This window comes from Thalassospira profundimaris WP0211 (assembly GCF_000300275.1).
GTDB lineage: Bacteria > Pseudomonadota > Alphaproteobacteria > Rhodospirillales > Thalassospiraceae > Thalassospira > Thalassospira profundimaris.
Window position 1 is genome coordinate 408,168 of record NZ_AMRN01000001.1, and the last position, 21,317, is coordinate 429,484.

The window sequence follows — 21,317 nt, forward strand, 5'->3', positions numbered from 1 at the left end:
CCGCGGATGCCAACTGACAAAGCAATTTTGGGAGGAAATTGGCGCACCCGACAGGATTCGAACCTGTGGCCTTTGCCTTCGGAGGGCAACGCTCTATCCAGCTGAGCTACGGGTGCGCAATATGTGGGGCCATGACTGGAATGTGTGGCCCGAGCGGTTTGGGTGATACAGGTTTTGGCCTGAACGGGCAAGGGTTTTCGAACCCCGATACCCGCTCAATCATCCCCGCTCCCGGTTAAGGTAACCTTGGCAGGTTGTGGCTGCAATCAGCTTTCGACATCACGGCGTTCATAGGGGTCACGCACCACCCAGGTGCCATCCCATTCACGGTCCTGTTCGCGCCGCTCAAGGCGCTCCATGCGGTTCATCATCAGCTGTGCGGCAAAGTCGCTGTCATCAAACGCGATGACTTCTTCATAGAGCGGCCGGGCCGCATCGAAATTGCCATCGCGGTAATGCGCCATGGCGGTTTCGTACTTGCTGCGCCATTCACGCCGTTCTTCAGAAAGCTGTCCGCCTTGCGCCAGAACTTCGTAAAGGAAGACGACCTTTTCAGTACCCAGCAGCACCACATGATCAAGGTCGCGCATTTCGACCTCGCCCGACGCCATGCTGGCCGTTTCGTGGGATGCCAGAATTTGCGTGCCATAGACCCGGTTGGCCTTTTCCAGACGGTTGGCATAGTTCACGCAATCGCCAACCACGGTATAGGCGCGTGATTTGTCCGTACCGATGGAACCGACCACGACCTCGCCGGTCGCAATGCCGACACGGATTTCAAGCCCATGATCACCGATCAGTTCGGCATATTTGGTCTTAAGCGCGTTAAAGCGTGCGACCTGTTCAAGGGCCGCCTGACAGGCATGCTTGGCATGGGCCCCTTCGCCGCAGAAGGGCGGGCCCCAGAAGCCGATCACGCGGTCACCAACAAAGTTGTCGATAATGCCGCTTTGATTGGCAATCGGTTCGGTCATCGCGGTGAGATAATCATTCAGGAAATCAACAAGCTTTTCCGGCGGCGTATGTTCCGCCAGCCAGTCAAACCCGGTCAGGTTGACGACACTGACGGTCATCACGCGCTTTTCGGAGTTCTCAAGCGCGGTTTCCTGATTGATCAGATTATTGATGACTTTCGGATCGACATATTTGCCAAACCGTTCGCGCATCCGGAACCGTACGCGGAGTTCACGGGTCATGCGGTTGAAGGCATCGGCCAACCGGCCAAAGTCACCCTTGGAGCTGAATTCAAGCTTGGTATCAAGCTTGCCCGACTGAATGGAATTCAGCGCACTCGTGGTTTTGCGCACGGCAACCACCACCGCATGCGCCATGTAATAGGCAAGAGAAATACCGATAATGACGGCGGCCAGCATCATGATGAATTCGGCCTGAATCAGGAAGTCTTCGCGCTTTGAAACGTTTTCAACTGTCTGTGCGGCGTAATCTTCAAGCAGCCGGATTTCATTGCGCAGGTTCAGCACAATAATCCGATGCAGACCGCGCACGGTGTTTTCCTGTGACCGGGCATCGGCAAGGTTTCCTGCCCGCACCTGATCAAGCAGGCGTTCAACGCCCAAGGAAAACTGTGCCGATACATCGGCAAATTCCCGCATGCGCACATCAAGATCAAACAGCACACCCTCGTCAAAGTGACCGGATGCCTGCGCCCGACCAAGGGCAGCAAAGGTAAAGGATTTGCGGAAGGCCTGTTCGATCTGGGTTTGTTTGGCTTCGATTTCGATCTCGATGCCATTCAAAAGCGATGTCTGCGGTCCGTCACTTTCGACCACCCGCATGTAACGATCAATCAGCGAAATCTGTTCAAGCTGGCGCGCACGCACGTCCGAAAGCGAGTCCTTAACCGGCGTGACGTAGCGCGACACCGCCTCAAGATCACCATTGATGCCAAGGGACTGGATCACGGAGAAACCGGTGGCCACAACGAGCCACACGACAAAAAAGGCCGCGACACCCAGGAACTTCGCCCGAATGGTCCTTAGCATGCCGGTCCTGATCCTCCGGTTAAGTGATGTTGCATCATCAATTGCTGCTTGGCATATCGGAACGAAACAGCGGTTCGACAACCTGCATAATGCCTTGCAACTATTTAAAAAAGGCTACCTGATCATTGATTGAGGGTCAAAAAGCAATCAGTTGCTGGTGCAGGAATAATTTTTCCGATCCTCGCTGTCGACAACCCAGCGGCGAATATCCTCGATCACCACCGGCCCGTTCAGATCCCGCAACAACATGTGATAGCCCGCCCGATAAAGGCAACGGTGATAGTCGGGTAAACCGAGACTGGACAGCTGATCATCAAGTGCCGCAACGGCCTTGGGCGGGATCACCTGATCCTGCATGCCCGACAGCAAAAGCGTTGGCACAGATATATCCCCGGCCCGAACGCGCGCCAAATCCATGATATCGGCAACACCGGCAAGCAAATCGACCCGGACTGAAGACATCATGTGCGGGTCACGCGACAAGCGACGCAACATTTCGATATTGTCCGACGGCCAGATATCAAGTCCCCGCCCGGTCAGCGGCAACCATGGCAGGCTGTGCGACAGGATCGAAAGCGGTGCGGTCTGATACCACGGCATCATGTTCCGGTTCCAAACTGCCGGTGCCACCAAAACCAGACCATCCATCAGATGCCCGCGTGTGGCGGCGGTGATGATCGCCACCGCCCCGCCCATCGAATTCCCCAGAAGGTAAATCGGTGTGTCAGGATAGCGGGCGCGCAACAGCGTCAATGCATCGCTGGCATCATTAACAAGGCTCGCCGTGCCCGACCAGAACGGACGGGCAGACGTACGGCCAAAGCCCCGCTGATCATAAGCATAGATCGCGATGCCCTTTGGGCCGACCTGTTCACCCAACTCCATGAAGGCATTGGCATAATCACCCATCCCGTGCAGACCAAGGATCACCGCATCGGGATGTTCAAGATCGCCCCAGCTTTGTAATGGCAACTCCGTACCATCGGCCGCAACAAAAACGTCTGGCCCAAGCACGGTCTGGGCAATCGGTGGTCCCGCCGGGCGAACGGTTGGCGCACAGGCACTTACCAACCCGGCAAAGAACAACATCGCACAAAGGCGGACAACAGGGCGCAATAAACACGGTGACAAGACGGCGACCAACCCTACGCAGGAAACAGAGACACTTAATGAAGGTTATAATGCGTTCGCCCGCAAGGTATTGTCACACATTACATATTCCAATCAGGCAGTCGGGTTATTGAGGAAATTCTGGTTTAAGGTTTAACCAATCGGCCCGATCTAGTAGAACTACACTAGGTTCAGCGGGTTTTTAAATCCAATGACAGACGCAGACATTGGGTAATATGCCTTGTTGCCATATCGATCGTTCCACACGTTTTCCAACGAAAGGATACGACCATGAGCATGAAAGAAGCTTACGAGAAAAAACTGGAAGCCCAACTCAATGAGTGGAGTGCCCAGATTGACAAGCTTAAGGCGCAGGCTGAGTTGGCAGAAGCCGATGCACAAATACAGTATCAGAAACAAGTCAAAGAGCTCCGCGCCATGCAAGACGAGGCCGAGCAGAAGCTTAGAGAATTGCAAAAATCAAGCGATACCGCCTGGCAGGATATGAAAGCTGGCATGGATAACGCTTGGGACTCGATTGAAGCTGCGATGAAGGTGGCTTATAGCAGGTTCAAGTGATCAAGCAGATCAAGACGCAATCACACAAAACCCCGCAAGTCTTCTTGCGGGGTTTTGTGCATGATTACGAAAACGCAACGAACTAGGCAGCCTTGCCGGCACCTGCGCGTTGCTTGTTATTATCGCGGGTCAGCATCAAGAAGATGTCTTCAAGATCGCCTTCCTCGGTCGACAGATCCTTGATCGCAAGGCCACAGCCATGGATCGCCTCAAGGATTTCCGCCATCTGCGTGTTGCTTGGGCGGTAATGAAGCGCGATCTGGTTTTCCGATTTAAGCTCTGCCCCCCAGGGCGACAGGGCGTCGGGTACTGCGTTCAGTTCGTTGTTCACGGTCAGAACCAGCGTCTTGTGATCAATCCGGCGCAGCAGGCTGCGCTTGTCTTCATGGGCAATGACATTGCCCTGATTGATGATCGCGATCTCGTCACAGAGTTCTTCGGCTTCTTCAAGGTAATGCGTGGTCAGAACAATCGTGACGCCCGCTTTGTTCAACTCCTTGACGTAAGCCCAAAGCTGCTGACGCAGTTCGATATCCACACCCGCCGTCGGTTCATCAAGAACCAGAACGGGCGGCGTGTGCACCATCGCCTTTCCGACCAGAAGACGGCGACGCATCCCGCCCGAAAGCGATCTTGCGTACGAGTCTGCCTTGTCGGCGAGTCCGATGGCGGCAAGAATCTCGTCCGTGCGGCGTTCGGATTTCGGCACGCCATAGAGGCCCGCCTGCAATTCCATCACCTGACGCGGGGTGAAAAATGCATCCAGATTGAGTTCCTGGGGCACAATCCCGATGGAGCAACGTGCAGCGCGCATCTGGGCTTCGATATCATTGCCCCAGATTTTTGCCGTACCGCTGGTCTTGGTGACAAGACCGGCCAAGATGTTGATAAACGTAGACTTTCCGGCACCGTTCGGGCCCAGCAGGGCAAAAAACGAGCCGCGCGGAATCTTGAGCGAAACGTTATCAAGGGCGAGTTTTTCGCCGTTTGATCCCTTATAGACCTTTGTCAGCCCCTCGACTTCGATGGCATAGTCGGGCATTGCAGTCATATGTCCGTGATCTCCACTCTTTTCCGCGTCGCTTGTTTGCGCTAAGACCATGAGGCGCCATGAGCACGCGGAAGTATTGATTGAATATGCCCAATCGGTATCATTCCCGGGAAACCGGGGTCAATGCTGTCCACAGTGCGCGGCCAATCCCGATGGTCATACAAGCCTGAAAAAGGCAAACTTGGAACTGGATATATGAAGATCACCGAAGAAATCAAAGTCGGCACGCTAAATGTTGCCTGCGACGGCGGAAAAGGTCACCTTGGGCACCCGACCGTTTACCTTAATCTTGAGGAAAAAGGCGAGGTGGTCTGCCCGTATTGCTCGAAAAAATATATCTTCGACAAATCCTTGGCCGAGCACGCAGCCCACTAATCCAATACGCACCTTTTTAGGTACAGTATGGGGCCAGACCTTACCAGTGCTTGCGCACAGATGGTCTGGCAGACCATATATTGTCACCTGCCTATGCTGTCGTGAACGCCATCACGGCCAATCCACGGGGAACTTCCATGACGTCTTCTGCACCTAACAGCTTCCGCGCTCTGCCCGATCCGGACGGGCATTTCGGCAATTTCGGCGGACGCTTTGTCGCCGAAACCCTGATGCCGCTGATCCTTGAGCTGGAACAGGCCTACAAGGACGCCAAGGCAGACCCCGCGTTTAAAAAAGAGATGGATTACTATCTCCGTCACTATGTTGGCCGTGAAAACCCGCTTTATTTCGCCGAACGCCTGACCGAGGAACTCGGCGGTGCAAAGATCTATTTCAAGCGCGAGGACCTCAACCATACCGGCGCGCACAAGATCAATAACTGCATCGGCCAAATCCTGCTGGCCAAGCGCATGGGCAAAACCCGTATCATCGCCGAAACCGGCGCCGGTCAGCATGGCGTTGCGACCGCGACTGTATGCGCACGCTTTGGCCTGCCTTGCACGGTCTATATGGGCTCGAAGGATATCGAACGTCAGTCGCCCAACGTGTTCCGCATGCGCCTTCTCGGTGCAGAGGTCAAACCGGTCGTTTCCGGTTCGAACTCGCTGAAAGATGCGATGAACGAAGCGCTGCGTGACTGGGTCACCAACGTCGAAGATACCTTCTACATCATCGGTACCGCGGCTGGCCCGCACCCCTATCCGGAAATGGTCCGTGATTTCCAGTCGGTCATCGGCAATGAAGCCCGCCGACAGATCATGGAAGCTGAAAATCGCCTGCCCGATCAGGTGATCGCATCGGTTGGCGGCGGGTCGAACGCGATTGGCCTGTTCCACCCGTTCCTTGATGACAAGGGTGTCGAAGTTGTCGGTGTCGAGGCCGCCGGTCACGGCGTTCATACCGGAAAACATGCCGCAAGCCTTTCGGCGGGCAAGCCGGGCGTTCTGCACGGCAACCGTACCTACTTGCTGATGGATGACGACGGCCAGATCAAGGAAGCCGATTCGATTTCGGCCGGTCTGGACTATCCGGGCATCGGGCCGGAGCACAGCTGGCTTAAGGATATCGGTCGCGCGCGTTATGAACCAATCACCGACAAGGAAGCCCTTGCCGCCTTCAAACTCTGCTCGGAACTCGAAGGCATCATTCCCGCACTGGAATGCAGCCACGCGATCGCGCAGATCATGAAAGAAGCCCCGAAAATGGGCAAGGACAAGATCATCCTCATGTGTCTGAGTGGCCGGGGTGACAAGGACATCTTTACCGTGGCCGAAGCACTGGGAGTAGAATTGTGAGCGACGCTATCATCGGCGGCCAGGACCGCATCGCCAAACGTTTTGCCAAGCTCAAGGAAGAAGGCCGTGCCGGTCTGGTAACCTTTATCACCGCAGGCGATCCCGACCCGGAAACCTCGTTTGAAATCCTCAAACAGCTGCCAGAAGCCGGTGCCGACATCATCGAACTGGGCATGCCGTTTACCGATCCGATGGCCGATGGCCCCGCCATTCAGGAAGCATCGCTGCGCGCGCTTGCCGCTGGCATGCATATGCGCAAGACGCTGTCGATTGTGCGCGGTTTCCGCGATCAGGATCATGATACGCCGATCATCCTGATGGGCTATTACAATCCGATCTATATCTATGGCGTTGCCGAATTTCTTGAAGATGCCCGCAATGCCGGGGTTGATGGCCTGATCGTTGTTGATCTGCCGCCCGAAGAAGATGCAGAGCTTTGCATTCCGACCGTAGAAAAGGGCCTGTCCTTCATTCGCCTGACCACGCCGACCTCTGATGACAAGCGTCTTCCGAAACTTGTTCAGAATACCTCGGGCTTTGTTTACTATGTCTCGGTTGCCGGTGTGACCGGTGCCGGATCTGCCAGCAATGACCAGATTGTCGAAGCAATGGGACGCCTGCGTCGCCATACCGATCTGCCGATTGCGGTCGGGTTTGGCATCAAGACCGCAGCCCAGGCAGCCGACGTGGCAAAACAGGCCGATGCAGCTGTTGTCGGATCGGCAATCGTATCAAAAATTGCCGAAAGTCTTGACGAAAACGGCAAGGCCACCGATAAGACCGCCTCTATGGTTACCGGCCTTGTGCGTGAACTTGCAAACGGGGTCCGAAACGCGCGCAAATAGATGGCGCTGCGTTTGAAAGAACCGATATAGACAGAACCAAGGATCAGTATCCGATATGTCGTGGCTGACTGAATTCGTCCGTCCAAAGATTCAGAAACTTGTTCGCCGCACAGATGTGCCCGAAAACCTCTGGCACAAATGCAAATCCTGCGAACAGATGATCTTCCATCGCGATCTGGCAAAGAACAATCATGTTTGCCAGCATTGCGGTCATCACATGCGCATTTCCGCCAAGGAACGTCTCGAAACCCTGTTTGATGGTGGCAAGTACCAAACCATCGAACTGCCGAATGTTCCGGTCGATCCGCTGAAATTCCGCGATCAGAAGAAATATACCGACCGCCTCAAGGCGGCCCAGGCCAAGGCAACCTTCAAGGATGCGCTGGCTGTGGCCCATGGCGAAGTCGGTGGTCACCCGACCGTGATTGCCGTTTTCGATTTCTCCTTCATGGGTGGATCGATGGGCATCGCCGTTGGCGAAGGCATCGTTGCAGCGGCTGAACTAGCCTGTGTGCAGGATGCGGCCCTGATCGTCGTTCCGGCATCGGGTGGCGCGCGTATGCAGGAAGGCATTCTCAGCCTGATGCAGATGGCACGCACCACGGCCGCGATTGAAAAGGTCAAGGAAAAGGGCCTGCCCTATTTCGTGCTCCTGACCGATCCGACCACTGGCGGTGTTTCGGCATCCTTTGCCATGCTGGGTGATATCCAGATCGCAGAGCCGGGCGCACAGATCGGCTTTGCCGGGCGCCGCGTGATCGAAAGCACGATCCGCGAAAAACTGCCAGATGACTTCCAGACGGCCGAATACCTTCTGGAACATGGCATGGTGGATATGGTCGTGCCGCGTTCGGAACTGAACGCGACATTTGGCCGCCTGATCGACATGATCCGTCGCACCAAACCGGGTGCGGCTGTGGTGCCGATCAAGGACGCCAAGGCCAAATCGACCAAATCCAAAACTCCGAGTGCGGATAAATAACTTGGCGGGCAGCGACGCAATCCTTGCTCGCCTTGGCAAGCTGCACCCGAAAGTCATCGATCTTTCGTTAGGGCGGATTACCCGGCTGCTTGAAAAGCTGGGCAATCCGCACCTTTCACTCCCTCTCGTCATTCATATCGCCGGCACCAATGGCAAGGGATCGACCCTTGCCTATCTGCGCGCGATCTATGAGGCAGCGGGACTTCGGGTGCATTGCTCCACATCCCCGCATCTGGTGCGTTTTCATGAACGCATCACCCTTGCCGGCCAGATGATCTCCGAAGAAGCCCTGTGTGATCTTCTGGAAGAGGTTGAGGCGGTCAATGCCGGGGACTCCATTACCTTCTTTGAAATCACTCAGGCTGCGGCATTCCTTGCCTTTTCGCGGGTTCCGGCCGATGTCCTGTTGCTTGAAACCGGGCTGGGTGGCCGTGTTGATGCGTCGAACGTCATCGATAAACCTGCCGCGACCGTGATCACACCGATCTCGCTTGATCACCAGGGCTTTCTTGGTGACACGATTGCCAAAATCGCGTTCGAGAAGGCCGGGATCATGAAAACCGGCGTTCCGTGCATCACAGCCCCACAAAGCCTTGAAGCGTTTAATACGCTGGCCTGTCACGCCAACCGCATTTCGGCCCCGATCTTCAATGATTTCGAGGTGACTGAGGAACGCGAAGACGGCTTCACGATCCGCATCGGGACCGAGCAGATCAATCTACCGCACCCGGCCCTGCCCGGACGCCATCAATATACCAATGCCGCCACCGCGATTGCCACGGTACGCAAGGCCGGCATTCCCGGCTGTGACGGCAAGGATACCGATATCCTTGCCCGTGGTCTTGAAACCGCAAGCTGGCCCGCACGGCTACAGAAACTTACCAAAGGCCCGCTGTGTGACGCCTTGCCCGATGGCTGCGATCTGATTTTGGATGGTGGCCACAACATTGCCGCGGCCGAGGCAATTGCCGACTGGCTGTCGCGCCAACCCGCTGGCGATACCGTTGTCATCATGGGCATGCTTGATAACCGCGATGCGGAAGCGTTTCTGAAACCGTTGGCTACGCATATCACCGCCTTGGCTGGCGTTCCGATCCCCGGCGAACATCAGGCACATCTGCCAGAAACCCTGCGCGATGCGGCAATTGCCTGTGGTATTTCGCCGGCATTTTCCTGTGACGGGTTCGAAGCGGCCATTACCCCGCTTCTTGATGCCTGCCGCACCCCGAAACGGGTGCTTATTCTGGGCTCGCTCTATCTTGCGGGTCTGGTTCTGGAAAAACACAGCTCCTGAACGCAGCCTTAGTACCGAAAATCAGACGTCAGGCAGTTCGATCTTGCGCCGTGCTGAGCCCCTTGCCGGACCATTACCGCCATCTGTACGGCGCAGACGCAGATTGCCCGCCGTATTCTGGCGACGACGATCGCCTTGAACCAGAGGTGGCAGACCTCTGTCACCCGTAGCGTCACCTTTATCCGCAACTTGGGCCGGATCACCGTGTTTGGCAGCCTCGCGTTTGACCTTGCGCCCGGTAATCCAGGTATAGCCCAGAATATACAGCAAAAATCCACCCACCCCGACGGTCAGGGTCAGGAACTGCAACACCGGCAGGAAACTGCCAAAAATCATCCCGCCGCCATAGATCATGAAGATGCAAAGGGCGGCCACCGGTGCCAGGGCCAGAAAGAAGATACCGCGCACCTTGTGGCGGATCGGGCCGTAATGCATCAGCATCGCGTAGAACAGGTACATCAGCGCGACAAACACCACGAGTTTGATCAACAAGACGAAGTGATCAAAGTTGGCAAGGCGTTGATTGCGTTCATAAATGCCAAAAACAACAAACAGGCCATGGACGATCAGGCCAAAAGTACCAAAGGTCAGGATAAAGCGCAGCCATGCAGTGACGCTAAAAAAGCTGCGCCATCCTCCACCGTTCGCGTTGCGACGGTCTTTCTGCTTTTTGCCTTTCCGGGTGGCGAGCTTCATGTCATCTGAAAGCTCACGCGCCGGACCTGCAGTTTCTACGCCGATGCCTTTTGGCAAGAATTCCGGCTTGCTCGTTTTCCGGGCCACGAACCCGCTCTCCCATGTCCCTTGGGATGAAGTAATCCGCTACCATAGCAATCCCGGGGCAAGCTGATAAGCACAAAGAAGAATGATGCCAAAAAACCCGGAAAATGAGGGTTTTAGCAATATTGTTATGATTTCGAAATGATATCTGGGCCGCGCCAGCTTATCCTTGGCATTCGCATGCGCAAAACTGTCAGCAGCCTTGGGTGTTTTTGCCTGTTTAAGGCAGGCGGCACTCGACTTACAGGCCGGGATCGGGCATTCTTCCGGCCAATCTTTTAACGAGTATAAGAGCACGAGACGCATGACAGATTCCGCCCCGTCCAGCACCGGTTCGTCCGCCGCCAAATCCCCGCGTCGCGTCGTTCTGGTTGACGGTTCCGGCTTTATTTTCCGCGCCTTTCACGCCCTGCCACCGATGACGAGCCCCGATGGCACGCCGGTGAATGCGGTCTATGGCTTCTGCACCATGTTGATGAAGCTGCGCGAAGATACCAAGCCAGACCATATGGCGGTGATCTTTGACACCAAGGGCAAGTCGTTCCGCAACGACTTCTATCCCGACTACAAGGCCCATCGTCCGCCGCCCCCCGAAGAACTGGTACCGCAGTTTGGCCTGATCCGTGATGCGACCCGTGCGTTTAATCTGCCATCGATCGAACTTGAAGGTTTTGAGGCCGACGATCTGATCGCGACCTATGCCCGCCAGGCCGAGGCAGAAGGTTCTGACGTGGTTATCGTTTCTTCGGACAAGGACCTCATGCAGCTTGTCACCGATCGGGTGCAAATGTTTGATGCGATGAAGAATCGCACCATCGGTGCTGCCGAAGTTCTGGAGAAATTCGGCGTTTCCCCGGACAAGGTCATTGATATTCAGGCACTTGCAGGCGATTCTGTCGATAACGTCCCGGGTGTGCCCGGCATTGGCATTAAAACCGCCGCCCAACTTATTGATGAATATGGTGATCTTGATTCTCTACTGGAGCGCGCCGGTGAAATCAAACAGCCCAAGCGCCGCGAGAAACTCATCGAAAATGCCGAGCTTGCCCGTATTTCGCGCGATCTGGTGACGCTGAAAACCGATGTGCCGGTGGTCGAACCACTCGGTGACTTCGAATTGCGTGAACCCGATCCGGAAGTTCTTTTAAGCTTCATCGCAAGTCACGGCTTTAAATCATTGCTTTCTAAAGTAAAGTCGAAATTCGGCGGCGATGTTGAGTTTGATAGCCCGACGGCGGCCGGTGTTGGCGTCAATGATATCAAGGTCGAAAAGGCCGAATATGAACTGGTGCAGGATGAAGACCGCCTAAAGCACTGGATTTCCGAGGCCGAATATCTTGGCACCGTCGCGGTTGATACCGAAACCACATCGCTTGATGCCCATACGGCCAAGCTGGTCGGCGTTTCGCTTTCGACCGAGCCTGGCAATGGCTGCTACATCCCGCTCGGTCATGTCAGTGGCGCGGCACAAGGCGGCTTTGATTTTGGCGACAATCCCGCCGACAGCCCAAGCAACAGCAAGGACGCGCCGAAGCAAATCAAGCTCGAACGCGCGATTGAGCTCCTCAAACCGCTGCTTGAGGACCCCGGTGTTCTTAAGGTCGGTCAGAACCTGAAATACGATATGATCGTTCTGGCCCGCCATGGCATCAAGGTCGCCCCGATGGATGACACCATGGTGCTGTCCTATGTGCTCGATGGCACCAGCCACGGGCACGGCATGGATGAACTGGCTGAGCTGCATCTGGATTACAAACCGATTTCCTTCAAGGATGTCTGTGGCAGTGGCAAGACCCAGATCACCTTCGATCAAGTCCCGCTCGACAAGGCGCTTGATTACGCGGCCGAGGACGCCGATATCACGCTGCGCCTGCATCGGTTGCTCAAACCCCGCATCGCGCAAGAACATATGGCCAGCGTCTATGAGACGCTTGATCGTCCGCTGGTGCCGGTTCTTGCCGAAATGGAAGGCCTTGGGGTCAAGGTCGATGCCGAGATCCTTAAAAACCTGTCCGAAGACTTCGCCAAACGCATGGCCGCCCTTGAAGAAACCATTCACGAAATGGCGGGCGAGCCATTTAACCTTGGCAGCCCCAAGCAGCTTGGCGAGATCCTGTTTGATAAGATGAGCCTGCCCGGCGGCAAAAAGACCAAAACCGGCGCCTGGCAGACCGGAGCCGATGTGCTTGAGGCGTTGGCCGCCCAAGGCCATGACCTTCCGGCCAAGCTCCTGGAGTGGCGTCAGCTTTCCAAGCTTAAAAGCACCTATACCGACGCGCTGGCGCACCATATCAACCCCAATACGGGCCGCGTGCACACCAGTTACGGGCAAACCAACGTCAATACTGGGCGTTTGTCATCGAATGACCCGAACCTGCAAAACATCCCGATCCGAAGCGAGGAAGGCCGAAAAATCCGTACAGCCTTTATCGCCGAACCGGGTCACAAGCTGATTTCTGCCGACTATTCGCAGATTGAATTGCGCCTTTTGGCCCACGTGGCCGAGATCGACGCCCTGCGCGAGGCGTTTAAAAACGGCGAGGACATCCACGCCGCAACCGCATCGAAGGTGTTCGGCGTCCCGATCGAGGGCATGGACCCGATGGTCCGTCGCAAGGCCAAGGCGATCAACTTCGGCATCATTTACGGCATCTCGGCCTTCGGGCTCGCCAACCAGCTTGGCATTGCCCAGAAGGAAGCCAAGGAATTCATCGAAGCCTATTTCGAGATTTATCCAGGCATCCGCGATTACATGGATGAGGCCAAGGAATTCGCCAAAAAGCACGGCTTTGTCCGCACCCTGTTTGGCCGCCATATCCATATCAACGGCATCAATGACAAAAACGGCATGCGCCGAAGCTTTGGCGAACGTGCCGCGATCAACGCGCCGATTCAGGGCGGGGCGGCTGACATCATCAAACGCGCGATGATTGCAGTCCCGAACGCGTTGCTGGATGCCGGGCTTAAGACCCGCATGCTGCTTCAGGTCCACGATGAATTGATCTTTGAGGCCCCGGAAGACGAAGCCGAAAAGGCGATCAAGACCATCCGCGAAGTCATGGAAAACGCCGCACATCTGTCGGTGCCGCTGATTGCCGATGCCGGCATCGGGGATAGCTGGGCCGACGCGCACTAGTACTTAGGCGTATATCAAAGCAAAAAGCCCCCGCTGCAACACTCTGCAGCGGGGGCTTTTTTTAAAGATCAGCTTTGACGTTCTGGGCCCTTAAAGTCCCAAAACTTCCCGCATCGAATAAAGCCCCGGTGCCTTGCCTTCGGCCCATTTGGCGGCGCGCACCGCGCCCTTGGCAAAGACTTCGCGTGACGATGCCTTATGGGTGATCTCGATACGCTCGCCCTCGCAGGCAAAGACGACTGTGTGGTCGCCAACCACGTCACCACCGCGCAGTGTTGCAAAGCCGATGGTGCCGTCTTCACGCGCACCTGTGTGGCCATCGCGGGAACGGACCGCAACATCATCCAGATTAACCCCACGGCCTTTTGCAGCGGCCTCACCAAGGCCAAGCGCGGTACCTGACGGGGCATCGACCTTGTGTTTGTGGTGCATTTCAACGATTTCGATGTCGGCCACGTCCTTATCAAGGATGCTTGCCACCTTCTCGACCAATGCGAAGGCAAGGTTCACACCGACACTCATATTCGGCGCAAAGATGATCGGGGCCTTCTTGCCAGCAACTTTCAACTCGTCCTTCTGATCGTTGGAAAGCCCGGTGGTGCCGATCACAAGGATGGTGCCGGTTTCTGCCGCCAGTTTCGCGTGTTTCATGGTCGCTGCCGGGGCGGTGAAATCGATCACCGCATCAACCGCTTCAAACAGTGCCTTGGGATCATCGCCGACGACAACGCCGCTTTCTTCAAGACCGGCGATCAGGGTAACGTCCTTGCCGATGAACGGGCTTCCGGGCAGGTCGGTGCCGCCACCAACCTCACAGCCCTTGGTCTTGGCCGTTTCATTGACCAACATCCGCCCCATACGGCCAGCACATCCAACAATCCCGATCTTCATTTCCGGTCTCCTCCGGGCAAGCAAATTCAAACGTGCGTTTGCTTTAACACATGCTGGCCCGTGATGGCATCACCGGAAATGCACAAAATCCGGTGATGCTGCGCGAAACCCGCATCACGTCCGGGTTGCGATACCATCAAGCTCGGCAATTGCATCAGTCGGAAGGACCAAGTCCACCGCCGCCAAATTCTGGGCAAGATGTTCGAGCGACGAGGTCCCCGGGATCAGCAGGATGTTGGATGATCGCTGCAATAACCAGGCAAGGGCGACCTGCATGGGTGTTGCATCCAGTCGTTCCGCAACCCCGGAAAGCGTGTCAGATTGAAGCGGTGAAAAGCCTCCAAGCGGGAAGAACGGCACATAGGGAATACCATCCTCGGCCAAATGATCAATCAATGCGTCATCTTCACGGTGCGCCAGATTGTATTGGTTCTGAACACAAACGATGTCGCAGATCTTGCGACCTTCTGCGATCTGGTTGGCGGTGACATTTGACAAACCGATATGCCGGATCAGGCCTTTTTGTTGCAGTTCTGCCAAAACGGTAAGCTGTTCTTCGATCGATCCCTCTGCCGGACCATGAAGGCCGTGCATCGAACGGAAATTGACCACATCAAGAACATCCAATCCAAGATTTCGCAGATTGTCATGCACAGCACGGATCAATTCTTCCGGGCTCAAGGCCGGTAGCCACGATCCATCTTCACCGCGCTTTGCACTGATCTTGGTGACAATTGTCAGATCATCCGGATAGGGATGAAGAGCTTCCCGAATCAGCTGGTTGGTGATGTGCGGGCCGTAAAAATCACTGGTATCAATATGGTCAACGCCCGCCTCGATCGCCGCACGTAAAACAGCAATTGCCGCACTCTTGTCCTTGGGCGGACCGTATACGCCCGGCCCCGCCAGTTGCATGGCACCATAGCCCATACGCGTTACCTGATGATCACCGATATTAAACGTACCTGCCTGTTTCAAATCACTCATGAAAGCCTCCTTGGCCGAATGGAAATTGGACATGCACGGAGGTTATCGATTGTCCAAGTGATCAACAATCCGCTACAATATGAACAAGCTGTACGGATAATCGAACAATGAAACCTGATCTTGCAACAATCACGGCCTTTGTCACGGTGGCGCGTGCGCGCGGCTTTCGCGAAGGTGCACGGCTCAGCGGCGGCAGTGCATCGCGCCTGTCCGAACAAATCCGGCGTCTTGAGGCCCAATTGGGTGTCCGGCTGTTTAACCGCAGCACACGCAGCGTCACCCTGACCGAAGCGGGCGAAGGATTGCTCAAACGCCTGTCACCTGCGATTGACGAGATGGAATTGGCCCTTGATGTGGTCAACAGTTTCCGCGACCGGCCTGTCGGCAACCTGAAACTTAATGTGCCAACTGTGGTCGCGCGATTGATACTGCCTAAAATTCTGCCCGGTTTTATTGCTGCATATCCCGATATCCGGGTTGAAATATTAACCGAGGAAAGCTTTGTCGATGTTCTCGCCGAAGGGTGCGACGCAGGTATTCGCTATGACGAGGCGCTTGAGCTTGACATGATCGCGGTTCCGATTGGCCCGGCTACGCAACGCTATGCTTTGGCTGCGTCGCCTGCCTATCTTGAAATGCATGGGATGCCCGAACATCCCGGTGACCTGCTTGAACATGCTTGCATCCGTGGTCGGTTTTCCAGTGGGGCCATCATGGAATGGGAATTCGAACGCGGCGATGAACTTATCGAAGTCAACCCGGGTGGACCGCTTCTGGTGCGGCCAGGCGGCGGAACTGATCTTGCGATTGATGCGGCCTCTGACGGAACCGGGATCATTTACCTGTTTGAAGACTGGCTGAAACCCTGGCTTGATGACGGACGTCTTGTGCCCATCCTGCAAGACTGGTGGCTGCAATTTCCCGGTCCAAAGCTTTATTACCCGGATCGCCGATTGGTTCCCAGTCCCTTGCGTGCCTTCATCGACTATATCAAGGCTCATCCGTGGACTGTGTGACAGGCAAAAGAAAACCCCGCCTAAATGACAAGGCGGGGTTTGATATCCTCAAGCCGATTGGCAGGCTCGTATCGACCAAGACTTAGTCGGTCAGGTCTTTCCAGATTTCCTTCATCTTGGAAAAGAACCCTTCGCTTTCCGGGCTGGACCCCTGTTCGCGCGAAATCTCGTCGAATTCCTCAAGCAGCTCTTTCTGACGGTCTGTCAGATTAACCGGGGTTTCGACGCTGACTTCGACAAACATGTCCCCGCGCGCCTGCGAGCGCAGGATGCTCATGCCCTTGCCGCGCAGACGAAGCTGCTGACCGGACTGGGTACCTGCCGGGATATTGATCCGGGTGCGGGTGCCTTCAATGGTCGGCACTTCGATGGTGCCACCAAGAGCGGCTTTGCCCATCGGGATCGGAATCCGGCAATACAGGTTGGCCCCTTCGCGCTGGAAGAAGCGGTGATGCCCGATATCGAGGAAGATATACAAATCACCCGGAGGCGCACCATTGGTGCCTGCCTCGCCCTCGCCCGCCAGGCGAATGCGCGTGCCATCTTCGACACCGGCCGGAATGGTGACCTGAAGGGTCTTTTCCTTTTCGACGCGACCAACACCGTGGCAGGATTTGCACGGGTTCTTGATGATCTTGCCTTTGCCATGGCAGCTCGGGCAGGTGCGTTCAATGGTAAAGAATCCCTGCTGTGCGCGGACCTTGCCGTGCCCGTTACAGGTCGGGCAATTGACCGGCTGCGAACCGGCTTCGGCACCGGTCCCATCACAGCTGTCGCACGATACGGACCCCGGAATGGTGATCTCGGCCTTTTTGCCTTCGAACGCTTCTTCAAGCGTGATCGCCATGTTGTAGCGCAGATCCGCCCCACGGGACGATCCACCGCCACCGCGGCGTCCGCCGCCCATGGCGCCAAAGATCTCGTCAAAGACGTCGGCAAAACCGCCGCCGCCAAATCCACCGCCGAAGCCGCCACCACCGGGGCCGCCCTGTTCAAAAGCCGCATGGCCAAAACGGTCATAGGCCGCGCGCTTTTCCTGATCCTTCAAGACCTCGTAAGCTTCGCTGACCTGTTTGAATTTGACTTCAGCTTCGGTATCGCCCGGATTTTTGTCCGGGTGGTATTTCATCGCTTGCTTGCGATAGGCGCTTTTCAGCTCGGCTGCACTGGCATCCTTACTGACACCCAACAGCTCGTAATAATCTTCTTTCGCCATCTGTAACTCCGAAATACGGTCGGGCCGTTCCAGCAAATTCTTGCGTCCGGAACGGCCCGATTTTTCTTTACAGGGCGTCGTTCAAGACGACCTCTGCGGTCGCCTTACTTGTCTTTTTTGTTGTCATCGACTTCTTCGAAGTCGGCGTCAACAACACCGTCGTCGGCCTGTGCAGAGGCATCAGCGTCCGCCGCGTCACCTGCGCCAGCTTCTTCCTGCTGGGCCTGATACATGGCTTCGCCAAGTTTCATCGAGGCCTGCTGCAGTTCGTTCAGCTTGGTGGTGATGGCTTCGGCATCTTCACCGTCCTTGGCTTCTTTCAAAGCCGACAGGGCGTTTTCGATTTCCGACTTGGTCGCGTCGTCAACCTTGTCACCATGTTCCGAAAGGTTCTTTTCGGTGGCATGGATGATGGCTTCTGCCTGGTTGCGGGCTTCGACAAGGGCCTTACGCTTTTTATCAGCTTCGGCGTTGCTTTCCGCATCCTTGACCATGTTTTCGATCTCGTCATCGGAAAGACCACCAGATGCCTGAATACGGATCTGCTGTTCCTTGTTGGTCGCCTTGTCTTTGGCAGACACGTTGACGATACCGTTGGCGTCAATGTCAAAGGTCACTTCAATCTGCGGAACACCGCGCGGTGCCGGCGGGATACCAACCAGATCGAACTGGCCAAGCATCTTGTTGTCCGCCGCCATTTCACGTTCACCCTGGAAGACGCGGATGGTCACGGCCGTCTGATTGTCTTCAGCGGTCGAGAAGGTCTGCGACTTGCGGGTCGGGATCGTGGTGTTACGGTCGATCAGGCGGGTGAAGACACCACCAAGCGTCTCGATACCAAGCGACAGCGGGGTCACGTCAAGCAGAAGAACGTCTTTGACGTCACCCTGCAGAACACCACCCTGAATCGCGGCACCAAGGGCAACAACCTCATCCGGGTTCACACCTTTGTGCGGATCACGGCCAAAGAACTCTTTAACGCGTTCCTGAACCTTCGGCATACGAGTCATGCCGCCGACCAGAATAACGTCATCAATTTCACCAGCGGTGATGCCGGCATCTTTCAGCGCTGCCTTGCACGGGGTCATGGTGCGTTCGATCAGATCGCCAACCAGACCTTCAAGCTTCGCACGCGACAGCTTGATATTCAGGTGTTTCGGACCAGATGCGTCTGCGGTGATGAACGGCAGGTTGACATCGGTCTGCATCGACGAGGAAAGCTCGATCTTGGCTTTCTCGGCAGCTTCTTTCAGACGCTGCAGGGCCAGACGGTCTTTGCGCAGATCGATCTGCTGTTCTTTTTTGAACTCGTCAGCAAGGTAATCGATGATCTGTTTGTCGAAGTCTTCACCACCAAGGAAGGTATCACCGTTGGTTGATTTAACTTCGAAAACGCCATCGCCGATTTCCAGAACCGACACGTCAAAGGTACCACCACCAAGGTCATAAACGACCACGGTGCCACCGTCTTTCTTGTCCAGACCATAGGCCAGTGCTGCTGCGGTCGGCTCGTTGATGATACGTTTGACTTCAAGACCCGCAATCTTGCCGGCGTCTTTAGTTGCCTGGCGCTGGGAGTCGTTGAAGTATGCCGGAACGGTAATCACGGCTTCGGTTACCGGCTCACCCAGATGGGCTTCTGCGGTTTCCTTCATTTTCTGAAGCACCATGGCTGCGATCTGGCTCGGGGCCATTTTCTCGCCATTGACTTCAACCCATGCATCGCCGTTTTCGCCCGATACGATTTTGTACGGAACGAGATCCTTGTCCTTTTCGACTTCCGGATCGCCGTAACGACGACCGATCAGACGTTTAATGGCAAACAGGGTGTTTTCCGGGTTGGTGACTGCCTGGCGTTTCGCCGGCTGACCGACAAGGCGTTCACCATCATCGGTGAAAGCGACCATTGACGGAGTGGTACGAGCACCTTCGCTGTTTTCAATCACACGGCCTTCTTTGCCGTCCATGACTGCTACGCACGAGTTGGTGGTGCCAAGGTCGATACCAATAATCTTACCCATAGTAAGTTCCTCTTTTAGCGGCCGGTCCGTCCCGCAGCCTCCGAAATGAAGCGCCGCGCAGGACCTCCTGGGACCAATGGTTGTAATACACGTAATTTTTCTGGGGGTTCTTCGTTACCCCGCGAACCTATATATGAAAGTCGCCACAAAGTCGCAAGCGGTCAAAGTGGGGAATCTTGGCTGTTTTTTGCCTTCAAACCGCATTTTTGATCCGATCAACCGCATTTCAGGCCCGATAAACCGGCGCAATGGGCAAGAAAAGCCGGTTTTTAAGGCACAAAACCCGGCTTTCGAATTGCTTCATAACCGGGTTGCAAAACACTCAGATCACGGGCTTCAGATCGGAATATCGGCAGGATTACAGCGGGTTTGGCGCAAGACGGCCTCAAGCTTGTTTGCCAGATTTTCCTTTTCATCTGCGCCCAGAAAACGCGCAATTTCCAGACTTTTGCCATGCGTGCGCAAAAACAGCGCGGCTTGTTCATCCTCGCCGCGTTCCAACACCACGCGCAGCCAATAAGGCTGAAAATCAAATTCCTCGCGTTCGCCACGTACCGAAATCCGTGTCACCCGAAGGTTGCCGTGCGCAAGCTCGATCCGTTCTTCCTGCCGGGCGGAACGAAAACTGAAATAGAACGCCAGCGACAGCAAGATAACATCAAGGCCCAAAAACCCGATCACCGGCCATGCGCCCACCGACCAGAAGATAAACCCGATGGTCGTGGTGAGTGCGGCAATGAACAGCACAATATTGCGGGCAGCCCGGCGCGACAGCGATCGCGGCGGAAACAGATCCACCCGAAAGATCGGTTTTGCTGAACGCGGCACGTTTGGCATGTAAGTTACCTGTTGCTGGATATCCGATTGTGCGCCGGGGCACAGGACAGCTGCAATCAAAATTCGATTTTTCACCCCTCACAGTTTATATAGTTTGCAACACGTAAATCGGATCAGGGGATGCGCATCGACGCCACCCCCAGCCCCAAATATCGATACATAAAAAGAGATCGCAGCCCATGGCCCGCCCGATGAACAAAGCCGCCATCGAAGAGTTTTTCCAGCGTCTGTCCGATGCAGACCCGGAACCGAAAGGGGAACTTGATTACACCAACCCCTATACCCTTCTGGTCGCGGTTGCACTCTCGGCACAGGCGACAGATGTCGGGGTGAACAAGGCGACCAAAAAACTGTTTCAGATCGTCTCAACCCCGCAAGACATGCTTGATCTTGGCGAAGAAGCATTGATCGAGCACATCAAAACCATCGGGCTTTATCGTGGCAAGGCCAAGAACGTCATGGCGGCGGCCAAAATCCTTGTCGAAAAGCATGACGGCATTGTCCCCAACGATCAGGAAGCGCTTGAAGAACTGCCCGGTGTTGGTCGCAAGACCGCCAATGTGGTGCGCAATATTGCCTGGGGCGAGCATACCATGGCGGTTGATACCCATATCTTCCGGCTCGGCAATCGTACCGGCATGGCCAATGGCAAAACGGTTCTGGCGGTTGAAAAGGCGCTGCTGAAAAAGGTTCCGGCCCGCTTCATGACCCATGCCCATCACTGGCTGATCCTGCATGGACGCTATATCTGCAAGGCGCGCAAGCCGCGCTGTGGCGACTGCATCGTCAATGATCTGTGCAATTACAAAGACAAAACGCCTGCCGGGGCTTGATCCGAC

At 55.6% G+C, this 21,317-nt stretch carries 19 protein-coding genes and 1 tRNA gene; 9 read left to right on the forward strand and 11 right to left on the reverse strand.

Going from position 1 to position 21,317, the window contains the following annotated elements:
• Positions 1–39: 39 nt before the first annotated feature.
• From TH2_RS01725 to TH2_RS01735, 3 genes are all read right to left on the reverse strand, one after another.
• Positions 40–116: transfer RNA gene (locus tag TH2_RS01725), tRNA-Arg, on the reverse strand.
• Between the two features lie 150 nt (positions 117–266).
• Entirely contained in the window at positions 267–2,003 is a 1,737-nt protein-coding gene (locus tag TH2_RS01730; protein WP_008888665.1) for an adenylate/guanylate cyclase domain-containing protein, read from the reverse strand.
• Positions 2,004–2,150: 147 nt separating this feature from the next.
• Positions 2,151–3,134, reverse strand: a complete 984-nt coding sequence (locus TH2_RS01735) for an alpha/beta hydrolase (RefSeq protein ID WP_238538642.1) — start codon at positions 3,132–3,134, stop codon at positions 2,151–2,153.
• Between the two features lie 270 nt (positions 3,135–3,404).
• On the opposite strand from TH2_RS01735, the gene TH2_RS01740 reads away from it, so the two are divergent.
• Positions 3,405–3,692 (forward strand): sll1863 family stress response protein, encoded by a 288-nt coding sequence (locus tag TH2_RS01740; protein WP_008888667.1) that lies wholly within the window; start codon positions 3,405–3,407, stop codon positions 3,690–3,692.
• 82 nt (positions 3,693–3,774) lie between these two features.
• Here TH2_RS01740 and TH2_RS01745 read toward each other — a convergent pair whose 3' ends face one another.
• A complete protein-coding gene (locus tag TH2_RS01745) occupies positions 3,775–4,743 on the reverse strand; it encodes an ABC transporter ATP-binding protein (RefSeq protein WP_008888668.1) in 969 nt (322 codons plus the stop codon).
• Between the two features lie 195 nt (positions 4,744–4,938).
• On the opposite strand from TH2_RS01745, the gene TH2_RS01750 reads away from it, so the two are divergent.
• From TH2_RS01750 to TH2_RS01770, 5 genes are all read left to right on the forward strand, one after another.
• Positions 4,939–5,118 carry a zinc-finger domain-containing protein gene (locus TH2_RS01750; protein WP_040822460.1) on the forward strand — a complete coding sequence of 60 codons (180 nt, stop codon included), beginning with the start codon at positions 4,939–4,941 and terminating at the stop codon, positions 5,116–5,118.
• A 137-nt stretch (positions 5,119–5,255) separates the two neighbouring features.
• Positions 5,256–6,473, forward strand: a complete 1,218-nt coding sequence (trpB, locus tag TH2_RS01755; protein ID WP_008888670.1) for a tryptophan synthase subunit beta — start codon at positions 5,256–5,258, stop codon at positions 6,471–6,473.
• The gene (gene trpA / locus TH2_RS01760; protein ID WP_008888671.1) at positions 6,470–7,318 is read left to right on the forward strand and encodes a tryptophan synthase subunit alpha; all 849 of its coding nucleotides are present in this window, start codon (positions 6,470–6,472) and stop codon (positions 7,316–7,318) included. Before trpB ends, trpA begins: the two co-directional genes overlap by 4 nt.
• A 55-nt stretch (positions 7,319–7,373) precedes the next feature.
• The gene (gene accD / locus TH2_RS01765; RefSeq protein WP_008888672.1) at positions 7,374–8,300 is read left to right on the forward strand and encodes an acetyl-CoA carboxylase, carboxyltransferase subunit beta; all 927 of its coding nucleotides are present in this window, start codon (positions 7,374–7,376) and stop codon (positions 8,298–8,300) included.
• A 1-nt stretch (position 8,301) separates the two neighbouring features.
• Positions 8,302–9,594, forward strand: coding sequence for a bifunctional folylpolyglutamate synthase/dihydrofolate synthase (locus TH2_RS01770; protein WP_008888673.1), 1,293 nt, complete (start codon positions 8,302–8,304; stop codon positions 9,592–9,594).
• A 21-nt stretch (positions 9,595–9,615) separates the two neighbouring features.
• On the opposite strand, the gene TH2_RS01775 is transcribed toward TH2_RS01770, so the two are convergent.
• On the reverse strand, positions 9,616–10,377 hold the full coding sequence (locus tag TH2_RS01775; protein ID WP_008888674.1) for a hypothetical protein: 762 nt from the start codon (positions 10,375–10,377) through the stop codon (positions 9,616–9,618).
• 39 nt (positions 10,378–10,416) lie between these two features.
• On the reverse strand, positions 10,417–10,680 hold the full coding sequence (locus tag TH2_RS01780) for a hypothetical protein (RefSeq protein ID WP_008888675.1): 264 nt from the start codon (positions 10,678–10,680) through the stop codon (positions 10,417–10,419).
• On the opposite strand from TH2_RS01780, the gene polA reads away from it, so the two are divergent.
• On the forward strand, positions 10,679–13,510 hold the full coding sequence (gene polA, locus TH2_RS01785) for a DNA polymerase I (protein ID WP_008888676.1): 2,832 nt from the start codon (positions 10,679–10,681) through the stop codon (positions 13,508–13,510). The genes TH2_RS01780 and polA overlap by 2 nt on opposite strands.
• A 90-nt stretch (positions 13,511–13,600) precedes the next feature.
• On the opposite strand, the gene dapB is transcribed toward polA, so the two are convergent.
• Positions 13,601–14,401, reverse strand: a complete 801-nt coding sequence (gene dapB, locus TH2_RS01790) for a 4-hydroxy-tetrahydrodipicolinate reductase (RefSeq protein ID WP_008888677.1) — start codon at positions 14,399–14,401, stop codon at positions 13,601–13,603.
• A 114-nt stretch (positions 14,402–14,515) separates the two neighbouring features.
• Positions 14,516–15,388 (reverse strand): aldo/keto reductase family oxidoreductase, encoded by an 873-nt coding sequence (locus TH2_RS01795; RefSeq protein ID WP_008888678.1) that lies wholly within the window; start codon positions 15,386–15,388, stop codon positions 14,516–14,518.
• Between the two features lie 107 nt (positions 15,389–15,495).
• Here TH2_RS01795 and TH2_RS01800 point away from each other — a divergent pair, with 107 nt between their 5' ends.
• Positions 15,496–16,404: a LysR family transcriptional regulator gene (locus TH2_RS01800; RefSeq protein ID WP_008888679.1), complete on the forward strand. Its 909-nt coding sequence runs from the start codon at positions 15,496–15,498 to the stop codon at positions 16,402–16,404.
• A gap of 82 nt (positions 16,405–16,486) precedes the next feature.
• On the opposite strand, the gene dnaJ is transcribed toward TH2_RS01800, so the two are convergent.
• The 3 genes from dnaJ to TH2_RS01815 form a co-directional block, all read right to left on the reverse strand.
• On the reverse strand, positions 16,487–17,620 hold the full coding sequence (gene dnaJ, locus TH2_RS01805) for a molecular chaperone DnaJ (RefSeq protein ID WP_008888680.1): 1,134 nt from the start codon (positions 17,618–17,620) through the stop codon (positions 16,487–16,489).
• Positions 17,621–17,724: 104 nt separating this feature from the next.
• Positions 17,725–19,641 (reverse strand): molecular chaperone DnaK, encoded by a 1,917-nt coding sequence (gene dnaK, locus TH2_RS01810; RefSeq protein ID WP_008888681.1) that lies wholly within the window; start codon positions 19,639–19,641, stop codon positions 17,725–17,727.
• Positions 19,642–19,977: 336 nt separating this feature from the next.
• A complete protein-coding gene (locus TH2_RS01815; protein ID WP_008888682.1) occupies positions 19,978–20,478 on the reverse strand; it encodes a DUF2244 domain-containing protein in 501 nt (166 codons plus the stop codon).
• Between the two features lie 191 nt (positions 20,479–20,669).
• On the opposite strand from TH2_RS01815, the gene nth reads away from it, so the two are divergent.
• Positions 20,670–21,311, forward strand: a complete 642-nt coding sequence (nth, locus tag TH2_RS01820; RefSeq protein ID WP_008888683.1) for an endonuclease III — start codon at positions 20,670–20,672, stop codon at positions 21,309–21,311.
• The last annotated feature ends 6 nt before the right edge of the window (positions 21,312–21,317 follow it).